This is a genomic window from Haloterrigena salina JCM 13891 (genome assembly GCF_000337495.1).
GTDB classification, from domain to species: domain Archaea; phylum Halobacteriota; class Halobacteria; order Halobacteriales; family Natrialbaceae; genus Haloterrigena; species Haloterrigena salina.
This window is the reverse complement of sequence record NZ_AOIS01000028.1, coordinates 55,960-74,222: the sequence shown is the minus strand read 5'-3', so window position 1 is coordinate 74,222 and position 18,263 is coordinate 55,960. Positions and strand designations below refer to the sequence as shown.

Sequence of the window (18,263 nt, the reverse complement as noted above, 5' to 3'; positions counted from 1 at the left end):
ACATTCCGGCTTCCGTGTATTTCCGCCCGCCGGACCGCGGTGCGTCTCGTCAGCCCGAACCGTCGACCGTTTCGAGCGCGTCCGTCTCGCTCGGGGAAAACCGGACGCTATCCGTTCGAGATATCGAAACCGCCGTCGAGCGATCGGCGTTCGCAGCGGCGTCGGACGGCGAAGTGTTCGCCGGTAACCGATCGACCGCAGATCGGACAGCCGTTCGCCAGCGTCGCCTCGCGCATCGGATCGGTCACCGGAATCGCGCTCCGACAGTCCGGACAGGTGAATTCGTACGTGTTCATGGGCTGTGTCCCTCTCGATTAGCGGTACGCCAGCGTTCGGGATAGCCGATCGACCCAAATATAGAGGGGGCTATAAGTAGTCGGTCGGTCGCCGACTGATTCGCGCTCGAGTCTCGACGAACCCGGGACATCTACTTCAGGGCCTCCGGACGAAGGAACGTCACAATGAGTTGTCGAGTACTCTTGACCGGCGCAACCGGAACGCTGGGGACGGCGCTGCGACCGCGCCTGTGCGACGCGGGCCGCGAGGTGGTCGCGGCGAGTCGTTCGCCGCCGACCGACGGCGGGACCGACGTCGAGTGGACCGCGCTGGATCTGGTCGACGGGACGGGAATCCGCGACATCGTGGCGGACATCGACGTAATCGTCCACGCCGCGACCGCCCCGCAGGGCGACACCGAGGCGGTCGACGTCCGCGGAACCGAACGGCTGCTCGAGGCGGCGGCCGACGCCGGCGTCTCGAACGTCGTTTACGTCTCGATCGTCGGCGTCGACGAGATCCCGTACTCGTACTACGAGCACAAACTGGCGGCCGAACGGGCCGTCGAGGAGAGTCCCGTTCCGTCGACCATCGTGCGGGCGACCCAGTTCCACTCGTTCGTTCACGACATCCTCGAGACGATCGCGCGCGTGCCGATCTGGCCGCTCCCGACGGGGATTCGACTCCAGCCGATCGACGTCGACGAGGCGGCAGCGGCGATCGCCGACCGCGCGACGCCGGACGCGGCCGGACGGGTACCAGACGTCGGCGGTCCCGAGATACTGACCGTCCGCGACCTCGCGGAAACCTATCGCGAGGTTCGGGGTCTCCGACGGCCCATCGTCCGCCTCCCGCTGCCGGGGTCGGTCGCCGCCGGTTTCCGGTCCGGCGCGGCCTGTTGTCCGGATCGAACCGTCGGCACCACGACGTGGGAGACGTGGCTCGAGGACGAGAATCGCGATCGCGACCGGCTCGCGGCGGACGCGAACAGATAGGCGCTGTCAGCCCCACTACCGCCGCTCACCACAGGTTCGCGACGATGAGTACGATTTGGGTGAGCAGTAGCGACAGGAGAACCACCAGCGCCGCCAGCTCGTAGTATCCCCAGTTCCCGTCGAACCCCTCGCTGCGCTCGAGGAGCGTCGCGCCCCCGCGAAACGCGGCGGCCGCGACGGCGACGAGGATCGGGAACGCGGCGAGGACGATCACCGTCGGCGCGTACTCCGGGCCGTAGTAGGTGCCGACGCTCCAGCGGATCCGGAGCGTCTCCCCGAGGAGGCCGGCCGCCGCGAGGCTCACGGCGGCGCTGACCGCAACCAGTGCGAGCCCGCCGCCGGCGGTCGGTCGGAGCGGACTCGAGCGCCCGAGGCGGGTCCGCAGCCAGTCCGCCGCGCGGCGCGCGATCCTCGTCGAGTCGGTTCGGTCGTCGATCGCTCGAGTCGACGGTGACATACGACCGTCAACGCGTTCGGGGCCAAAAGATTCGCGAGCGCGACTGCAGCGGCTGCAGTCGTGAAAATCCCTTTATAGTAGTTCTCGGTAGACGGTGCTACCGTGAGTGAGGAGCCGGACGTCGAGACGATCGGGACCCTGCTGGAGGACTCGACGGTGCGCACGATCCTCACCCAGACGAGCCAGGAACCCATGTCAGCGACCACCTTGAGCGATCGCTGTGACGCGTCCAAACCGACGGTGTACCGGCGGCTCGACGACCTCCGCGAGTGCGGGCTCCTCGTCGAGCGAACGAAACCGGATCCCGACGGCGGCCACCATCGGACCGTCTACGCGACGAACTTAGCGCGGATCACGATCGAACTCGAGGACGACGGGTTGACGCTTCGGATCGATCGCCGGACGGACATCGCGGACCGGTTCACGGATCTCATCGAGGGGATCTAGCGTGCAGTCGCTACCGCTGCAGCTCTGGGAGTCGACGGCCGCGGAGTGGCTCGTGACGTTCGTCCAGGCGACCGACGTTCTGAGCGCCCTCATCGGGCTGTTCATCGCGTACCAGGCCTACCGCGGCTACCGGCGAAACGACAGCCGACCGATGCTGGTCATCGCTATCGGGTTCGCACTCGCGCTCGCCGTGCCGTTCCTGCTGGTCGTGCTCTACGCGACGCTTCCGTTCCTCCCGGAGACGGCGATCGCCGTCCTCAGTCAGCTCAGTCAGCTGTCGGGTCTGGTCGCGATCCTCTACGCGCTCCGGATGCCCTCCTGACACGGCCGCCGCATCGATGACGCCGACTCGAGTCGAACTATCAAGGTCAATTGTTAACGTCTCTCACGAACTATACCCATCGATGTCGACGTTAAACGACGAGATGGCCGACGTGCGGTCGGAGGTCGACGACGTCCGCGACCGGCTCAGGGAGGACGTCCCCGACCTCTTTGCGTTCGACGTCACGGTCGGCAACATCGCGTACAACGCCAACAGTAACAGCGTCTCGGTCACCGTCGAGCCGAGCTCTCGAGCGCGGGAGCAACTCTCGGACGAACTCGGCGGGGTCAACGTGAAGACCGAAGGGCACCTCGAACTCGAGTTCAGATTGACGAACACCGACCGGGAGTAGTCCGTCCCGCGACTTTTCGCTCGAGGGCCGAAAACGCGCTCAGTCAGCCGCCAGCTTGTCGAGGCCGGCCGACTCGATGTCCGCACCGTCGACGGAGGAGCGAAGCGAGTCCATGCCGTCGTCGCGGTCGATGTCGAAGTCGTTCTCGTACAGTTCCTCGACGCGGGCCAGTTCCTCCGCGGAGAGTTTCGGAACGTCGCTCGCCGCGGTCCACTCGTCGATGTCGTCTCTCGTGCGGAACGTCGGCGTGACGGTCGCGACCGGTTCGTGGGAGAGCAGCCACGCGATCGACGCCTGGCCCATCGTGCGCTCGCCGTCGCGCTCTAAGAACCGCAACTTCTCGAGTTTCTCCCAACCGGTCTCGTACCACTCGTCGGGACGGAAGCCGCGGTGGTCGCCCTCACCGAGTTCGGTGTCGGGCGTGACCTGCTCGTTCAAGATCCCCGAGGAGTGGGGGACGCGGGGGATCAGGCTCGTCGACGAGCCCGTCTCCTCGATCGTCTCGAGGAAGTGGTTGCCGACCTCCTGCTCGAGCACGTTCCAGACTAACTGGACGGAGTCGAACTCCTCCTCGATGGCGAGGTCGCCCTCCGCGAGCCAGCCGATCGAGGGCCCTAACGCGAGGCCGGTCGCGTCGATCAGTCCCTCCTCCTCGAGTTCGTCGAGGAGTTCGAGCACGTCGGGCGTGATCTCGTCGACGTCGGCGTTGTGCAGTTGGAGGACGTCGACGGAGTCGACGCCGAGCCGATCGAGACTCTGCTCGACGGCGTCCCGGAGGTACTCGGGGTCCATCTCCTTTGGCAGTTCGCCGTGGCCGGCCTGGGGATTGTTGTAGAAGTCGTAGCCGACCTTGGTGGCGATCGTCACCTCGTCCCGGAACTCCGAGAGGGCCTCGCCGACCAGTTCTTCGCTGCGACCGTGGCCGTAGACGTCGCCGGTGTCGAAGTAGGTGATTCCCTGCTCGACGGCGTACCGGATCATCTCGAGGGCGTCGTCTTCCGAGCGGTCGCCCCACCAGTCGGTGCCGACGACCCACGCGCCGAAGCCGACTTCGCTGACCTCGACGCCGGAGTCGCCGAGTTCCTGGTATTGCATAGTCGTCCGTTCGTATCGAGGGAACTTATGGGATGCGGAATATCGCTTTCCTATTCCCGAAATATGATGGGGGTTGCGTAATCCGTCGACTCGATTCAATCGCGCCGCCGCTCCTGATCCAAACGACTCATGGGAGTCGACTGACAATCCACGGTATGGACACGCAGTGGGACCGACGCCTCGAGTACGCCGCGTTGCTACTCGCATTCGTCGTCGTCCCCATCGCAGCGGTCGTCATCCTCAGAGTCACTGCGATCCCGCGATTCGACCCGAGTCGCATCACGAACTGGGCGGTCGTCGGCGGCGTACTCCTCGCGGTCGCGGCGATCGCGCTTCCGGCCGTCTTGCTCTCGGGATGGCAATCGGCGCGGCAGTCGACGAGCGGGGAACCGCCACGGGAGCGCCGTCGCTCGTAGTCGACGGCTCGAAAAGGAGTCCGCTTCCGAACAGAACGGTCTCCGCGTCCGCACGGACGGTCCGCGAACGGTGTGGATTCGACTCGAGTTACTGGTCCTCGTCGTCGCCGTCCTCGGTTGCCTCGTCCTCGTCGTCGGTGCTGTCGGCGTCCTCATCCGGTTCGACCTTCATGTCCGAGGCGTCCTCCTCGGGCGTCTCTTCGGGTTCGATCGCGTCGGTCTGGGAGGGCTGGGCCTGTTCGGGATCGGGACCCGTCGCCTCGCTGGTCTCCTCGGCCATGGCCGTATCGGAGACGTCGACCTCGACCGTCTCGTCGTCGTCGCCGGTGTCCCGGCGCGGATCCTCCTCGTCACCCACGTGGTCCGGTTTGGTACGCGTCTCTTCCTCGTCCGTCTCGTCGCTGAACTCGATCCGCGATCCCGTCTCGCCCTCGTCGCCGAGCTGTGCCGACTCGTGGACGTCTCCGCTGGCGTCGATCTCGGATTCCTGTCCGGAATCGGGGCGCTCGGCGGCCGCGTGGGCCGCGTCGGAGACGTCTTTCCCCTCGGTCCCGCCCTCGATATCGGCTAAGGTCGGCTGGAACGTCTCCGCCTCGTCCCCGCCGCGGTTCCGCAGCCCGTAGCTGAACAGGCCGGCGGCGACGGCGGCTTTCGGGATCGCTCGGAGTTGGCCCTTGCCGAGCGATTTGAGCGCCGAGAGGAGCACCACGCCGCCACCCAGCAACGGCACCGCGGCTTTGAGATCGCCACCGACGATCGACAGCACCGCGCCTATCGGATCGTCTACGTCGTACTCGTCGAGTTTCTCGGTCGCTTCCGTCGGGAGCTCCGTCGACAGATCGTGATCGTGTTCCTCGGACATTGGATGAACCTCCGCGCACGCTGCGCTCGTGGTGGCTACACCCCCCGGACGGTTGAAGCTTGGACCGGCAACTGAAGCTGAACGTCGATCAGCCGCTCCAGTCGAACCGTTCCGGATTCCGTGCCGCGAGCGCCGTCCGGACCGCGGCGACGTTCTCGGGGACGTCGTGGACCCGGACGATATCGGCGCCGCGATCGGCCGCGATCGCGCTCGCCGCGACGGTCGACGGGCCGCGCTCGCCGGCCTCGCGGCCGACATGTTCGAACATCGACTTGTGGGAGTGTCCGATCAGGATCGCACAGCCCAGCGCCCGGAACTCGTCGGTGCGATCGAGGATCTCGAAGGCCTCGCGAGCCGACTTGCCGAAGCCGATCCCCGGATCGACGATGATATCCTCGCGGTCGATGCCGGCCTTCTCCGCGAGCAGAATCCGCTCGGAGAGGCGGTCGATCACGTCTTCGACGACGTCGTCGTACTCGACCTCGCGGCCCGGCACGACCGGCGCGTCGATGCTGTGCATCAACACCAGCATCGCGTCGTGGTCGGCGACGACGAAGCGCATCTCGGGATCCTCGAGCCCCGAGACGTCGTTGATGATGTCGGCGCCGGCCTCGAGGGCGGCCTCGGCGACGGCGGCTTTTCGGGTGTCGATCGAGACGAGGGAGTCGAGATCGGCGATCTCCTCGACGACGGGCACGACGCGGTCGATCTCCTGCTCGATCGGAACCGGGTCGGCGCCGGGCCGGGTCGACTCGCCGCCGACGTCGATCACGTCGACGCCGTTCTCGATCATCCGTTCGGCGCGGGCGACGGCGTCCTCGAGGGCGTCGTACTCGCCGCCGTCGTGGAAGCTGTCGGGCGTGACGTTCAGGATGCCCATGACGGCGGTGCGGTCGTCCCAGGGATAGCTCGAGTCGGCGGCGTCGGAACCGGCGGTCGCGGTCTGGCCGCTCGGGACCGCCGCAGTCGACTCCCGTGGACTCGAGGGCTCTCCGGCCGGCCCCTGTGGACTCGAGTCCGCCGCCGGTTCGATCTCGAGGCTCTCCCGAAGCTCCCGGGCGACCTCGAGCAAGCCGTGGGCGGTCGCGTCGGCGTCCGAACCCGCCGTCGGTCCGGGGTCGGACTCGAGGCGCTCGACGAGGCGTTCGAACTGGGTGACGGTGCCCATCAGGACGGCGTCGACCGACTCCTCGTCGCGTTGCAACCCCGAGAGGGCGCACTCGCCGCCGAGTCGCAGCAGTTCCCGTTCGACGGCCGTGGCCTGCCGGTAGCCCAGCGAGAGCGAGACGACGCGGTGGACGGCGTCGCCTTGGAGCTCCGGATCGCTCGCGGCGGGAACGTTCGCCGTCGCGAGCGTTTCCCGGGCGTCCTCGCGGTCGCGAATCCGCTTCGGTACGCCGGCGTTCGTCCAGCGCGATCGGGCCTCGGCGACGGCGAACAGCGAGCCCGTCACGAGCACGCAGTCGTCGGCGTCGGCCTCCCGAAGGGCGGTCTCGAGGGCGTCCTGGACGGCGGCCGACGTTCGGACGTCGGCGACGCCGGCATCTTCGAACACGTTCGCGAGGAGGTCGCGGTCCTCGGCGCGGTCGAGGGACGGCTCGGTCGCGACGACCGCGTCGGGCGTCGGCAGCGTCGCGGCCATCTCGCGGTGGTCCTTGTCGTGCATCGCCCCGAAGACGAGGTAGAGGTCGTCGTAGTCGTAGGTGCCGAGCGTCGTCGCGAGCGTCTCGCAGGCGCCGGGGTTGTGTGCGCCGTCTAAGACGACCAGCGGCTCGGTGTCCATCACCTCGAACCGACCGGGCCAGTGGGCGCTTCGCAGCCCGCGCGCGAGATCGTCGTCCGAGACGTCGGCGACCTGCCGGGCCAGGACGGCGGCGATCCCCGCGTTTTCGGCCTGGTGGGCCCCCAGCAGCGAGAGCCGCGTCTCGAGGTTCCAGTCGCCGCGCTCGACGGTGACGGCGGCTTCGGTGTGGTTCACCCGGCCGCCGTACGCGACGCGAACGTCGGGCTCGTCGTCGCGGTCGGCGTCCGCGGCCCCGACGGTGATCACGTCGCCCGCGACCTCGCGGACCCCCTCGAGGGCGTCGCCGGTGGTACCGGTCACCAGCGGGGCGTCGGCGGGCGCGACGTGGGCCTTGTCGCGGGCGATCTCGCCGACCGTGTCGCCGAGGATGCCCGTGTGCTCTAACGTGACGCTCGTGACCGCGCTCGCGACGGGGTCGACGACGCTCGTGGCGTCGTACTTGCCGCCGATGCCGACCTCGAGGACGGCGACGTCGACGTCCTCGCGGCCGAACTGCCAGACGGCCATGGCGGTCATCGTCTCGAAGAACGTCGGCGACTCGCCGTCGGCGCCCCGATCGGTGATGTACTCGCGGGTCGCCTCGACGAACTCGCCGACCGCCGAGCGGGGGATCTTCCGGCCGTCGACGCGGATCCGCTCGCGTAAGTCCTCGAGGTGGGGCGAGGTGTAGAGGCCGACCGAGAGTCCGGCTTCCCGGAGGCTTCGCTCGACCATCCGTGCCGTGCTCCCCTTGCCGTTGGAGCCGGCGATCTGCACGAACGCGACCCCGTCGTGGGGGTCGCCGAGGTGGGCGAGCAGCCGCGCCGTCGACTCCGTCCCGGGTTTGGGGCGAAAGCGCCGCAGATCGAATAAGAAATCCGCCGCCTCGTAATACTCCATACCCGAACCACAGAGTCCGCGCGCTTAGGAATGTCGGACTCCGCTCTCGAATCGCGGTCGCGTCTCGGTCGGATCGCGGTCGGATCTCGCGACCGAGCGGACCGGGCAGCGCCTCACGCGTTCGTCGCCGTCAGCGACAGGTCCAGCCCGACGTGATCGGTCAGGTAGTTCGGCACCTCGCCGTTATCGTCCGCGTAAAACTGCTCCGGCGGCGCGAGTTCCCGCCAGAACACGCGGCGCTCGAGTGCGTCGACGCGCAGGTCCAGCTCGTGGTCGGCCGTCGGCTCCTCGAGGAAGACGTAGTCGATTCGCTCGCCAGCGTCGTCGCTGGGGCAGTACGCCGGCGGCGCACCGCTCGGGTCGAAGGCGCAGCCGTCGATGATCGCGTCGTCGTTCGTGCCGCCCGGTCCGCGCCCGTGGTCGAGCCACGCGTCGGACAGCCCGGCGGTCGACGCGAACGACTCGAGGGCGTCGGCCGCCGCGCCGTCCGGCGCGATATTGAAATCGCCCGCGACGAGGGTCACGTTCTCCGGACTTGTCTGCTCGGCGACGAACGCGCCCAGTTCCTCGAGTTGCTGGCCTCGGAGCGCCGGGATGTCCTCGTCGCCGCCGTCGGTCCACGGCAGGAGCGAGCCGGACACCAGATGCGTCGTAAACAGATCGACCTTTCCGGGGCCGAGATCGAGTTCGACGTAGTTCGCCCCCTTTCCGACGTGGGCGTCGACGTAGGTCAGATGGTCGCTCGGTTCGGCGTCGTACTCGAGCGTTGCGTGGTCGGTCACGGTGACGCCCGCGACCAGATCCAGCAGTCCCGCACCCTTCTCGCCGCCGTCAGGTCCGGGACCCGGGATCGCCGTCCCGGTGCCGGCACCGTCGACGTACTCGGCTTCGACCGTCTCCTGCTCGTCGTTGAACACTTCGCAAAGTCCGACGACGTCGTAGCCCTCCGCGCCGAGTCGCCTGCCGAGTTCGCTCGCCCGCTCCTGGTACTGCGGTTTCGCCGCGACGTTAAAGGGGAGACCCGCGACGCCCTCCATGCCGTCGGTGAGCCACGCGTTCACCCAGAGGAATCGATAGGACTCGGACGCCGCCCGAACGGGTTTCGAAGCGCCCGCCGCGCCGAGCAGTGCGCCGCCGAGGCCGGTCGCGCCGGCTTTCAGTGCCGTTCGCCGTCGAAACGTCGGAAGATCCGCGCTGTCAGTCATGCGTCAACGACTGGTCATCCGACGACCGTTTTACATTTAATATTTTATCTATATCTACTAAAATTTGTTTCTGTATGGGTACGTTACTGGAATAGCTGACCGCGAGAGATCGTTGCGCCGGTTCTCTCGCGGCGGAGACGCCAGCGGATGCGAACTTCGCATCCGCGTTCATCCGGACGAGACGACCGACGATCGATCGAACGTTCCCTTCCGATCGCGACGGGCTAACACGTTCGGGAGAAAGGCGACCCGTTCAGCCTGTTTACGCTTCCGTACGCGTAATTTCGGGAGCCGCCGGAGGACAATCACCGATGCCAGCAACGGACTTCGACACCGAACGGACGTACGAGGAGGAGCGATTCAGCACCGTGCCGGTCTTCCGGAGCGATCGGATGAAGGTCGTCCTCGGCTACTTCGAGCCGGGACAGTTCATTCCGGTCCACGCGCCGGGTAGCGACGTGGCGATCTGCGTCCGGTCCGGACGCGGAGTCGTCCGCGAGGGCGACGCCGAACACGACGTCGAACCGGGCGACGTCGTCGTCGTTCCGGCCGACGTCGCCCGCGGCGTACGCGCTGCCGACGAGGACCGACTCGAGGCGCTGTTAGTTACGGCGCCGCCGCCGACGGACGAGGAACACGAGCCCGTTCGCGAGGGACTTCAACGGGACGTCTTCGACCCCTAACTCCGACGGTCACGTCGTCATCGCAGCGTCATCGCCGCCGTTACCGCAGCAGTCGCCGCTTGGACCACCGAAACGGCGTCGACCGCTCCCGGTTCATCCCAGTTGGCGGACCGCCGAGCCGCCGCCGTCGAAGTACCGGCGTCGATTGAAGAGGTAGACGACGGCCGCGATCCAGAGGACGCCGATGAACGCGTAGATGGCGTAGCCGTCGGGATGACCCGATCCGCGGAGCGCCGCCACCGCGTAGACGAGCGCGTACGTTCCGATCGGCGCGCCGACGTACGCCAGCGCGTTCGGCACCCATTCCACTCTCGAACGACGGGGAGCGGTCGCATCGGCGAAAAGCGCACCGAGAGCGACTACCGACAGGGGAACCAGAACCAGAAGCCCGAGCACCGTGAGGGCGAATCCGACACCGCCGGCGGGAACCTCGAGGAGAACGGAGCCCACTACGGGCGGTGCGACGAGAACGTACGCGGCGAGGATCTTCCGCCACTTCGGATCGGGGACGGGCGACCCGCCGTCGTCGGATACGTCCGGGGCTCGGTGCGCTCGCCGGAGTCTCGTCGTCACCCAGTCGGCAAACTGCGCGGCGAACATCGAGAACAGAACGACGAATCCGACGCCGAGAGCGAGGACGAACGGCGTCCCGATCACGGCGACGACAGCCCATTGCGACGGTTCGGAGACGATCGTCGCGACCGTATTAGCGCCGAAGACTAGCACCGCCGCGATCGAGGCGGCGAGACCGGTCCAGATACCTGCGCGACGACTCTCCGTTTCTCGATCGCTGTAGTAGTAGCCGACGAGCAATCCGGCTAGCAAGAGCGGCGTACCCGAAACGGAGCCGCCGGCGATGATCTCGTTCGCAATCGGATCCCAGGAGAGGGCGACGGTGAACGGGACCGTCGCGAGGCCGACGAGAATCGCGACCCGCAGCGAGTCGTCGGTCACACCATCGCGGAGAGCGTGGAGGGCGCGGATCGGGTGCATGGTGTCACTGTAATTATACCACTCGAGGAACCATTAATGTATTGATGGATGGGGCCGGAACGTTCGCACGAGACTACTCGAGCGACGGCTCCGCCGACCGCTCCTCGGCCTCGGGCGTCTCCTGGGTCACCTCGAGGAACGCCTCCTCGAGACTCCGGGCCTCGCCGGTCTCCGCGCGGGATTTCAGCTCTTCAGGATCGCCCTGTGCGACCAGTTTGCCCTTGTGGAGGACGCCGATCTCGTCGGCCAGTTCGTCGACGACGGGGAGGATGTGCGTCGAGAGGAAGATCGTCATCTCCTGGTCGGCCAGATCGGCGATCGTCTCCCGCATCGTCCGGGCCGCGCGGGGATCGAGTCCGCTGGTCGGTTCGTCGAGGAAGGCGACGGCCGGTTGGTGCAACACGGCCTGAATGACGCCGACCTTCTGGCGCATCCCCTTCGAGTAGCCCTCGATCCGCCGACCGGCGTCCTCGCGCAGGTCGAACCGCTCGAGCATCGACTCGATCCGCTCGGACGACTCGGCTTCCGGCAGATCGCGGAGTCCGGCGGCGTACTCGAGTTGCTCGCGGCCGGTGAGTTCGTCGTAGATCGGCGGCTCCTCGGGGAGGTAGCCGATGTGGGGCGTAACGGCGTTGCGATCGGTGATCGGCTGGCCGGCGACGCGGGCCGTCCCCGACGTCGGTCTGGTGAGCGTCGTCAGCATCCGCATCGTCGTGGTCTTCCCGGCCCCGTTCGGGCCGAGAAAGCCGTAGACCGTCCCGCGGTCGACGTCCATCGTCAGGTCGGAGACGGCGGTCGTCTCCCCGTATCGTTTGGTTAACCCGTCGGTCTCGATCGCGGGGACGTCAGCGGGGTTCATGATTGATTCTTCGTCCGGATAGAGTTAAAGGTGTGTCATTTATCGCGGCCGCGACTGGCGCGCCGTTACTGCACCTGTCCCGGCGTCATCCACTCGCCCTCGACGTAGTTCTCGACAGAGAGCCGTTCGGCGTCGTCGAGCGAAAGGGTCGCGGCGTCGACTGTCGTCACGCTCGCCTGGGACGTCTCGTTCGTCTCGTTTCCACTCTCGGTGCCGGATTCGTCGCTGCCAGATCCGGTTCCCTCGACTCGCCGTTCGAGGATCGTCCCGTCGTCGCCGACCGCGACGTCGTACGATGACCCCGTCGCGACGCCGTCGAGTTTCGATTCGACGCTCGTTTCGTGCTGGCGCCACTGACCGGCGGACCGACGCTCGTAGACCGTCCCGCCGTCGCCGGCCGCGAGTCCGTCGGTTCCGTCGCGGTCGACGGCCCGGATCGCCCGTCGCTTGTCGTCGACGACGTGGGGCGTCCAGCGGAAGCCGTCGTAGCGATAGACGATGCCGGAGCCGGCGGCGACGTTCACGTCCTGCTGGCCCTGACTCGCCAGATCGAAGAACGCGCCGCCGGCGAAGTCGATGCCGATCCGCTCCCACGTCTCGCCGCCGTCGGCAGTCTCCCCGACGAACTGGCTCGTGGTACAGACGTGGCCCGCCTCCCTTGCGTGGAAGTCGATCCCTGGAATCGTCGAGCCGCCGCCGGGTTTGATCACCTCCTCGTACTGCATCGCACCGCTGTCCTGACGGACGCCGACGAGCAGTTCGCCGGAGCCGTTGACGAAGTACACCCGCTCGTTCTCGCCGGCGGTCCCCCGCACGGCGCAGTCCTCCCAGGTGCTGGTCTTCCCCTTCGGCGCGGAGTAGTTAGTCAGCGTCCGCGTCTCGACGTCATACTCGCCGATGACGCCGCTGCCGCCGACGAACCAGACCGCTCGGCCGTCGTCGGTGGCATCGATTCCGGTCAAACGACGGCTCCGGGCCTGCGGGCCGTACGCCACGACCGTCTGCCAGCCGTCCTCGCGGCGGGCGATGACGTTTCCGTCGGCCCCGGCTGCGAACGGTCCCGCCGCGGTATCGACGGCGTCGTTTAACGCCTTTCCGGTCGGCGATTCGACCCGTTCCCACTCGCTGTCGTCCGATTGCGCGGCGGCCGTCGAACCGAACGGAAGGACACCGGCGGTCGCCGATGCGGTCGCGAGCCGAAGCACGTCGCGTCTGGTCTGGTCGGTCATGGGTCGCGACCCGGAGTAGCGCTCGAGGGCCTATAAGGACCCGAGACGTTCCAACTCGGTAGACTAAACGAGGGCGGCAACGCGCTCGATCGACGTCCGTCCGCATGACAATATCCGAACTATTTACTGGATACGGCACGCGGTTTCGACCATGGCCCCCGCAACGACGACACGTCGAGACGAGAACGGAGGCGATCGCTGATGACGGGAATCCCCGCGCTCGTCGCCAAAACGGAGTTTCGGCGGACGGTGCGAACGGTCGCGTCCGATACGACGAAACTCCTCATGACGGGGTTTCTGGCGTTCGTCATGGGCGGATTGATCCTTCTGGCGGGCGGCTATATGCTCCCGCGGCTGGGCGCGGAACTCGCCGATGGGGTGACGTCGGATACCGCCGCGTTCGCGACGGATCTCGTCACTGGCGGCGTCGGCGTCATCTGGTTCTTCCTGGCCTTCTTCACGACGCTCCGCGCGTTCTCGACGGCCGCGGATCCGGACGAACCGGAGTTCCTCCTGACCTCGACATCCCTTCGAAACGCCGTGATCGGCGTCATCGGCGCCGAAATCCTGCTGTTCGGGAGCTGGCTCCTGCCCGCGTCGCTCGTGCTCTCGGGCGCGTTCGCCTACGGCACGGGAACGATCTGGCCCGTTCTGGCCGGTCCGCTGCTCGTCTGCCTCGCCCTCGCAACCGCCGTCCCGATCGGTTTCGTGATCGGCATCAGCGTCCGACATCTCGTCACCGTCTACGAACCGATCGCCCGCTTCCGCATCGTGGTGTTCGCCGCGTTCTGGGTCGTGTACCTGTGGGTGTTCGCGACGGACCGCATTGGCGGGCTCACGAGCTGGCTGTTCTCCCTCCTCCAGGACACGCCGCTCGGCTGGCCCGGCCACATCTTGCTTGCCGCCGTCCCGAACGTCGACGCCTCGAGTACGGCGATGCTGGGCGGCGTCGTCGGCGCCGTCGCCGTCAGTGCCGCCGCGTTTGCCGCCGCGATCGCCATCGCCGGCGTCCACTGGTTCGCTGATCCGGCCCGGTTCGAGGAGGAAGAGGCGACCGCGACGGAGTCGTCGAACCGGCTCGCGGCCCTGCTCGGTCGCGGCCTCTCGCGGCCGGTCCGAACGGTGGCCGTCACCGCGATCCGACGGACGAAGCGAGCGCCGATCCGGCTGGCGTACGTCGCCTACCCGCTGTTCGGCTCGATCGCGTTCTTTCAGGAGATCGTCCAGACCGGACGCGTGCCCGCGTACATCGCCGTGATCCTCTCAGTGTACCTCGCCTGGGCTGCTGGCGCCCTGTTCACGCTCAACCCGCTGGGCGATCTGGGCCGCGGGCTGCCCGCCGTCGTGGCGTCGCCGCTGTCGGGTCGGCAGGCGATTACCGGGCTGGTCGTCGCCGGCGCGCTCGTCGCCGGCCCGATCGGCCTCGTCGGTTCGCTCGCCCTCGGTCTCGCCAGTCCGCTCTCGCTCGAGCGGACGGCCGCGCTGGCCGCGGGTACCGCCGTCGGCGCCGTCGTGACGCCCGCGCTTGCGACGGGTATCGGGACGGCGGCGCCCCGCTTCGGCAGCGTCAAGGTCACGAACAACCGCGAGGCGGTGATGCCGAGCAAGACCGCGTTCGTCGTCTATTCCCTGGCGATCGTCCTCCCGGCGATCGCCGCGATCGTGCTCTACGCCGACGCCCCCGAACTGATTGCCGAGACCGTGGTCGCCGTCTCGTCGTGGGTCCCCGGGCCGACGGTGTCGATCTCCGCACGCGGGATCACGATCGCCGCGTGGGTCGTCCTCGTGGCCGGCCTGATCGCGCCCGTCATCTCGTACCTGTACGCCGTCGAACGGTTCGACTGGTACACGCTCGACTGAATCCCCGACCCCCTTCGAACGCGATTAAATCGTACTCGGCGCCGGCGACCGTCGGCGCCCCGGTGTCGGCGACCCAATACTTATCTCGCGGGCCGAGAAACCGCTCGCGCAATGCCACGGCTGTGGCGGCTGACACGGAATCGGTACGGTCGCGCCGTCTACGACGCGCTCGCACGGCGCGGAATCACGGCGACGGAGCTGATCGAGTACGTCGCCGACCTCGAGGACGCGCCGGCCGCCGACGGCGGGGACCAACGCAGCGCGTACGCGGTCGAGACCTGCGACCCCTCGACGGTCGCGGCGCTCGACGCGCCGATCGAGGAACTCCAGTCCGACGAACTCGTCGTCGCCGCGCTCGAGGACGGCCGTCCCCGCGGCTACCTGTTTTGCTCCGTCGACGCGACCCACGAGATCCATCCCCTCGAGCGGGAACTGCGCTTCGAGGGGGCCTACATCAGGCGCGTCTTCGTCGATCCCGACCACCGCAACCGCGGCATCGCGACGGCGTTGGTCGGCGAGACCTGCCGACTCGCTCGGGAACGGGGTGCGGAGCGCGCGACGGCGCTAGTCGCGCTCGACAATAGCCCCTCGCGAGCCCTGTTCGAGCGCCGCGGCTTCGACCCGCGGCGGCGCCGCCGCTACGTCAGAGTCGGGCCGTTCTCCCATCGGTCGGTTCGACCGTCCTGACCGGAACGATTCCTCGAGAACGGTGAATTCGCCGCCTCGCGTCGATCGTCTGAAACTCCGTACCGGTACGTAGCGACCAAGAACTATATAGATCCGTACTAAGTAAATAGTTCTCGGAGCAGCTTTATTCCGGTTCGGGTGGAGGTATCACGCGAGCGGATGACCAACGAACTGCGAGAGGCGATACGGGGCGTCAGGAACCGACTGGATCTCGCCGATCGACGGGTTGGGACGACGGCGGACCGAACGAACGTGCTCGAACAGTTGACGGGCGCCGACTACATCAGCCTCGGGGCGCTGTTCGTCGGCTGGGCGAGCGCGCTGCTGTTCGTCGGCGGCGAACCCAACTGGGCGCTGCTGGCCATGTTTGGCGCGTTCCTGCTGGACAAGGCCGACGGCTGGTACGCCCGCCGCACGGGGACGTCGTCACCCTTCGGCCGGCAGGTGGACTCCTTCATCGACATCTTCGCCTACCTGGTGCCGGCGGTGTTGCTCTATCACTTCGTCCTCGCGCCGCACGTGCTCGCCAGCCTCGTCGTCGGCTTCCTCGTACTGGCCTTCGGCGGCCTGCGACTGGTCCGACACAACGAGGAGGGCTTCGGCTCCGACGGGGGCGCAAGTTACTACCACGGAACTACCGTCGTCCACACGAACCTCCTCGTGGTCGCGAACTACTTCGTCGCCGCCCTCGTCGCCCCATGGAACGGCTGGATTGCGGGACTGCTCGTCGCCGCCGCCTGCCCGCTGATGGTCTCGGACTACAAGGCCTACAAGACCGACGGCACCCACGTGCTGGCCGGCCTCGCCGCAGTCGCGGCCGTCGGCCTGGCGCTGGGCCTCGAGTTCGGCTACCTATGACGAGTCGGGCCGAGTACGCCGCGGTCGATCGGGGGCCGCAAACGCTCCGAATCGATCCTCACGTGCACACCACGGCGTCCTACGACGGGACGACGACGCCGGCGGAGCTGGTCGATGCGGCCCGCCGCGCCGGTCTCGACGGGATCGCCGTCACCGACCACGACACGATCGACGGCGCCCGCGAAGTCGCGCGACTGGCATCCGATGATCTCCTCGTCATCATTGGCTGCGAGGTCTCGACCGCTGACGGCCACCTGCTCGCGCTCGGCGTCGACGCCGCGCCGGAACCCGGCCGTCCACTCCCCCAAACGGCGCGAGCGGTGCGGGAGGCCGGCGGCGTCGCGATCGTCGCCCACCCGTTCCAGCGCTCGCGCCACGGGGCCCGCAGGGCCGCGATCGAGAACGTCGACGGCGTCGAGGTCTACAACGCCCACGCCGTCACGAACGTCCGTAACCGGCAGGCAGACCAGTTCGCGACCCGCCGCGACTACCCGCGGTTCGGCGCCAGCGACGCCCACCGACCCGAGAACGTCGGCCGCGCCGCCACCGACGTTCGACTCCCCGCTGACGCCGTCCCTTCCACCGCCGACACGCCCCCGACGGAGACGGTCCTCGAGGCGATGCGCGCCGGCCGAACCGATCCCGTCGGCGACCGAACGACGACCTGGCAGTACCTGACCAAGGTCGTCGGCAACGCCCGGCGGAAGACGACCTCGCTCTCGCTGTTCTGACTCCGTCTCGCCGTAGGAACGCGGCCGGCGATACGGCCGCGACGTTCCTCTCGTCGCGCTGTCGCCGCGATGTGAGGACCCTCGCTCGAGTACGGTTTGATCGACCGTCGCCGCTCGAGTCCGCCCCAACCGTCAAAAGGGACTTCTTTATCAGGATTGAGAACTACGTACCGTACAATACTGCTATGATGGCGCTCACCCACGGGTTCATGGCCCTCGCGGCCGCCGTGTTCCTCCTGCCGGCCATCGGCGAGTACGCCGGCCCGGCCATGCTCGCGGCCGCGTTTCTCGGCGGCCTCGCACCCGACGCCGATCTGGTGGCGCGCCACCGGAAGACGCTGCACTTTCCGGTCTGGTTTTCGGTCGCGACGCTCGCGCTCTCGATGCTCGCCGTCCTGACGGGGTCGGGTGCGCTCCTGGTGCTGACGATCGCCGTCGGGGCCGCCGCCCTTCACTCGCTTTCGGACGTCCTCGGCGGCAGCGCCGAGCGCGAGCCGTGGAATCCCACGACCGAGAACGGCGTCTACAACCACGTCCTCGGGCGCTGGCACCGGCCGCGCCGGTACGTCCGCTACTCGGGTGCGCCGGAGGACTTCCTCGTCTGTCTCGCCTTCGCGGCCGTCGCGATCAACTCGGGACTGACCGGGCCCGCCGTCGACCGCGTCCTGTTCGGCCTGGTCGCGTTCGCGGGTGGCTACTCGCTGTGTCGGAAGCGATTCGCAACGATCGGCGCGGTCGCTAGCGGTCTCGTCCCGATGAGACTGCGCGCGGTCCTCCCCGCGGTGTCCGTCGAGGAGACGGAAACCGACGGGACGACGGTCGACATCCGGTTCGGGCGCTGAGGTAACGCACGAAACTGCGGTCGGAGATTGGGGCCGTCAGCCCAGTCACGAACGGTTCCAGTCAATCGTAGTCGTCTTCTGTGGATCTCTGCTGCCGATAGCGGGTAAGAGCGATTTTGGTCACGAACGAACCGATGACGACACCGGTGATGACCTTCGCGGCTTCTCTAGCGCTGAGACCGCTGAGTCCCCAGCTGATCGTTCCGAGGGCGATCGGAAAGAGAATCCAGACGATTACGAAGTCACGGTCGATTTCGGCCATCCTCTGTCGTCTCACATGACGATAAGCTTCGTCTCGGCAAAACAGTAGGGTACTAGCAATACGGTCTTCACGCTCGTGTCAATATTCCCGACCTGAAAGAGGTGAGCTCGTCCTCGAGAGACGAATAGCGCTATCGAATCTGTCGGAGG

21 protein-coding genes are annotated in these 18,263 nt (G+C 67.5%); 11 read left to right on the top strand and 10 right to left on the bottom strand.

Annotated elements, in window-relative coordinates; genetic code table 11:
* Window positions 1-107: 107 nt before the first annotated feature.
* Window positions 108-296 (bottom strand): DUF7560 family zinc ribbon protein, encoded by a 189-nt coding sequence (locus C477_RS07350; protein WP_008893826.1) that lies wholly within the window; start codon window positions 294-296, stop codon window positions 108-110.
* Between the two features lie 165 nt (window positions 297-461).
* Between C477_RS07350 and C477_RS07345 the strand changes: the two genes are divergently transcribed.
* Window positions 462-1,271: an SDR family oxidoreductase gene (locus C477_RS07345; protein ID WP_008893825.1), complete on the top strand. Its 810-nt coding sequence runs from the start codon at window positions 462-464 to the stop codon at window positions 1,269-1,271.
* A 25-nt stretch (window positions 1,272-1,296) separates the two neighbouring features.
* Here C477_RS07345 and C477_RS07340 read toward each other — a convergent pair whose 3' ends face one another.
* Window positions 1,297-1,728, bottom strand: a complete 432-nt coding sequence (locus tag C477_RS07340; RefSeq protein ID WP_008893824.1) for a hypothetical protein — start codon at window positions 1,726-1,728, stop codon at window positions 1,297-1,299.
* A gap of 102 nt (window positions 1,729-1,830) precedes the next feature.
* Between C477_RS07340 and C477_RS07335 the strand changes: the two genes are divergently transcribed.
* From C477_RS07335 to C477_RS07325, 3 genes are all read left to right on the top strand, one after another.
* Complete coding sequence (locus tag C477_RS07335) at window positions 1,831-2,175, top strand: winged helix-turn-helix domain-containing protein (protein WP_008893823.1); 345 nt, start codon at window positions 1,831-1,833, stop codon at window positions 2,173-2,175.
* Between the two features lies 1 nt (window position 2,176).
* Window positions 2,177-2,497, top strand: coding sequence for a DUF7521 family protein (locus tag C477_RS07330; RefSeq protein WP_008893822.1), 321 nt, complete (start codon window positions 2,177-2,179; stop codon window positions 2,495-2,497).
* An 82-nt stretch (window positions 2,498-2,579) separates the two neighbouring features.
* Complete coding sequence (locus C477_RS07325) at window positions 2,580-2,849, top strand: hypothetical protein (protein WP_008893821.1); 270 nt, start codon at window positions 2,580-2,582, stop codon at window positions 2,847-2,849.
* A 39-nt stretch (window positions 2,850-2,888) separates the two neighbouring features.
* Here C477_RS07325 and C477_RS07320 read toward each other — a convergent pair whose 3' ends face one another.
* Window positions 2,889-3,944, bottom strand: a complete 1,056-nt coding sequence (locus tag C477_RS07320; protein WP_008893820.1) for an aldo/keto reductase — start codon at window positions 3,942-3,944, stop codon at window positions 2,889-2,891.
* 155 nt (window positions 3,945-4,099) lie between these two features.
* Between C477_RS07320 and C477_RS07315 the strand changes: the two genes are divergently transcribed.
* Complete coding sequence (locus C477_RS07315; protein ID WP_008893819.1) at window positions 4,100-4,360, top strand: hypothetical protein; 261 nt, start codon at window positions 4,100-4,102, stop codon at window positions 4,358-4,360.
* 88 nt (window positions 4,361-4,448) lie between these two features.
* Here C477_RS07315 and C477_RS07310 read toward each other — a convergent pair whose 3' ends face one another.
* The 3 genes from C477_RS07310 to C477_RS07300 all read right to left on the bottom strand — a co-directional run bounded on the left by C477_RS07310 (window position 4,449) and on the right by C477_RS07300 (window position 9,110).
* Entirely contained in the window at window positions 4,449-5,222 is a 774-nt protein-coding gene (locus tag C477_RS07310; protein WP_008893818.1) for a hypothetical protein, read from the bottom strand.
* Between the two features lie 88 nt (window positions 5,223-5,310).
* Entirely contained in the window at window positions 5,311-7,905 is a 2,595-nt protein-coding gene (folP, locus tag C477_RS07305; protein ID WP_008893817.1) for a dihydropteroate synthase, read from the bottom strand.
* Between the two features lie 113 nt (window positions 7,906-8,018).
* Window positions 8,019-9,110 (bottom strand): endonuclease/exonuclease/phosphatase family protein, encoded by a 1,092-nt coding sequence (locus tag C477_RS07300; RefSeq protein ID WP_008893816.1) that lies wholly within the window; start codon window positions 9,108-9,110, stop codon window positions 8,019-8,021.
* A 311-nt stretch (window positions 9,111-9,421) separates the two neighbouring features.
* On the opposite strand from C477_RS07300, the gene C477_RS07295 reads away from it, so the two are divergent.
* Window positions 9,422-9,793, top strand: coding sequence for a cupin domain-containing protein (locus C477_RS07295; RefSeq protein ID WP_008893815.1), 372 nt, complete (start codon window positions 9,422-9,424; stop codon window positions 9,791-9,793).
* A gap of 93 nt (window positions 9,794-9,886) precedes the next feature.
* Here C477_RS07295 and C477_RS07290 read toward each other — a convergent pair whose 3' ends face one another.
* From C477_RS07290 to C477_RS07280, 3 genes are all read right to left on the bottom strand, one after another.
* Window positions 9,887-10,786: a DUF5518 domain-containing protein gene (locus tag C477_RS07290; protein WP_008893814.1), complete on the bottom strand. Its 900-nt coding sequence runs from the start codon at window positions 10,784-10,786 to the stop codon at window positions 9,887-9,889.
* A 73-nt stretch (window positions 10,787-10,859) separates the two neighbouring features.
* The gene (locus C477_RS07285) at window positions 10,860-11,645 is read right to left on the bottom strand and encodes an ABC transporter ATP-binding protein (RefSeq protein WP_008893813.1); all 786 of its coding nucleotides are present in this window, start codon (window positions 11,643-11,645) and stop codon (window positions 10,860-10,862) included.
* A 65-nt stretch (window positions 11,646-11,710) separates the two neighbouring features.
* Complete coding sequence (locus C477_RS07280; RefSeq protein ID WP_008893812.1) at window positions 11,711-12,874, bottom strand: beta propeller repeat protein; 1,164 nt, start codon at window positions 12,872-12,874, stop codon at window positions 11,711-11,713.
* A gap of 201 nt (window positions 12,875-13,075) precedes the next feature.
* Here C477_RS07280 and C477_RS07275 point away from each other — a divergent pair, with 201 nt between their 5' ends.
* The 5 genes from C477_RS07275 (at window position 13,076) to C477_RS07255 (ending at window position 17,852) form a co-directional block, all read left to right on the top strand.
* On the top strand, window positions 13,076-14,734 hold the full coding sequence (locus C477_RS07275; protein ID WP_008893811.1) for a hypothetical protein: 1,659 nt from the start codon (window positions 13,076-13,078) through the stop codon (window positions 14,732-14,734).
* A gap of 111 nt (window positions 14,735-14,845) precedes the next feature.
* Window positions 14,846-15,421 carry a GNAT family N-acetyltransferase gene (locus C477_RS07270; RefSeq protein WP_008893810.1) on the top strand — a complete coding sequence of 192 codons (576 nt, stop codon included), beginning with the start codon at window positions 14,846-14,848 and terminating at the stop codon, window positions 15,419-15,421.
* A 159-nt stretch (window positions 15,422-15,580) separates the two neighbouring features.
* Complete coding sequence (locus C477_RS07265; RefSeq protein WP_008893809.1) at window positions 15,581-16,279, top strand: CDP-alcohol phosphatidyltransferase family protein; 699 nt, start codon at window positions 15,581-15,583, stop codon at window positions 16,277-16,279.
* Entirely contained in the window at window positions 16,276-17,010 is a 735-nt protein-coding gene (locus tag C477_RS07260; RefSeq protein ID WP_008893808.1) for a CehA/McbA family metallohydrolase, read from the top strand. Before C477_RS07265 ends, C477_RS07260 begins: the two co-directional genes overlap by 4 nt.
* A 185-nt stretch (window positions 17,011-17,195) precedes the next feature.
* On the top strand, window positions 17,196-17,852 hold the full coding sequence (locus tag C477_RS07255) for a metal-dependent hydrolase (RefSeq protein WP_008893807.1): 657 nt from the start codon (window positions 17,196-17,198) through the stop codon (window positions 17,850-17,852).
* A 61-nt stretch (window positions 17,853-17,913) separates the two neighbouring features.
* On the opposite strand, the gene C477_RS07250 is transcribed toward C477_RS07255, so the two are convergent.
* Complete coding sequence (locus C477_RS07250; RefSeq protein WP_008893806.1) at window positions 17,914-18,114, bottom strand: hypothetical protein; 201 nt, start codon at window positions 18,112-18,114, stop codon at window positions 17,914-17,916.
* Window positions 18,115-18,263 lie beyond the last annotated feature (149 nt).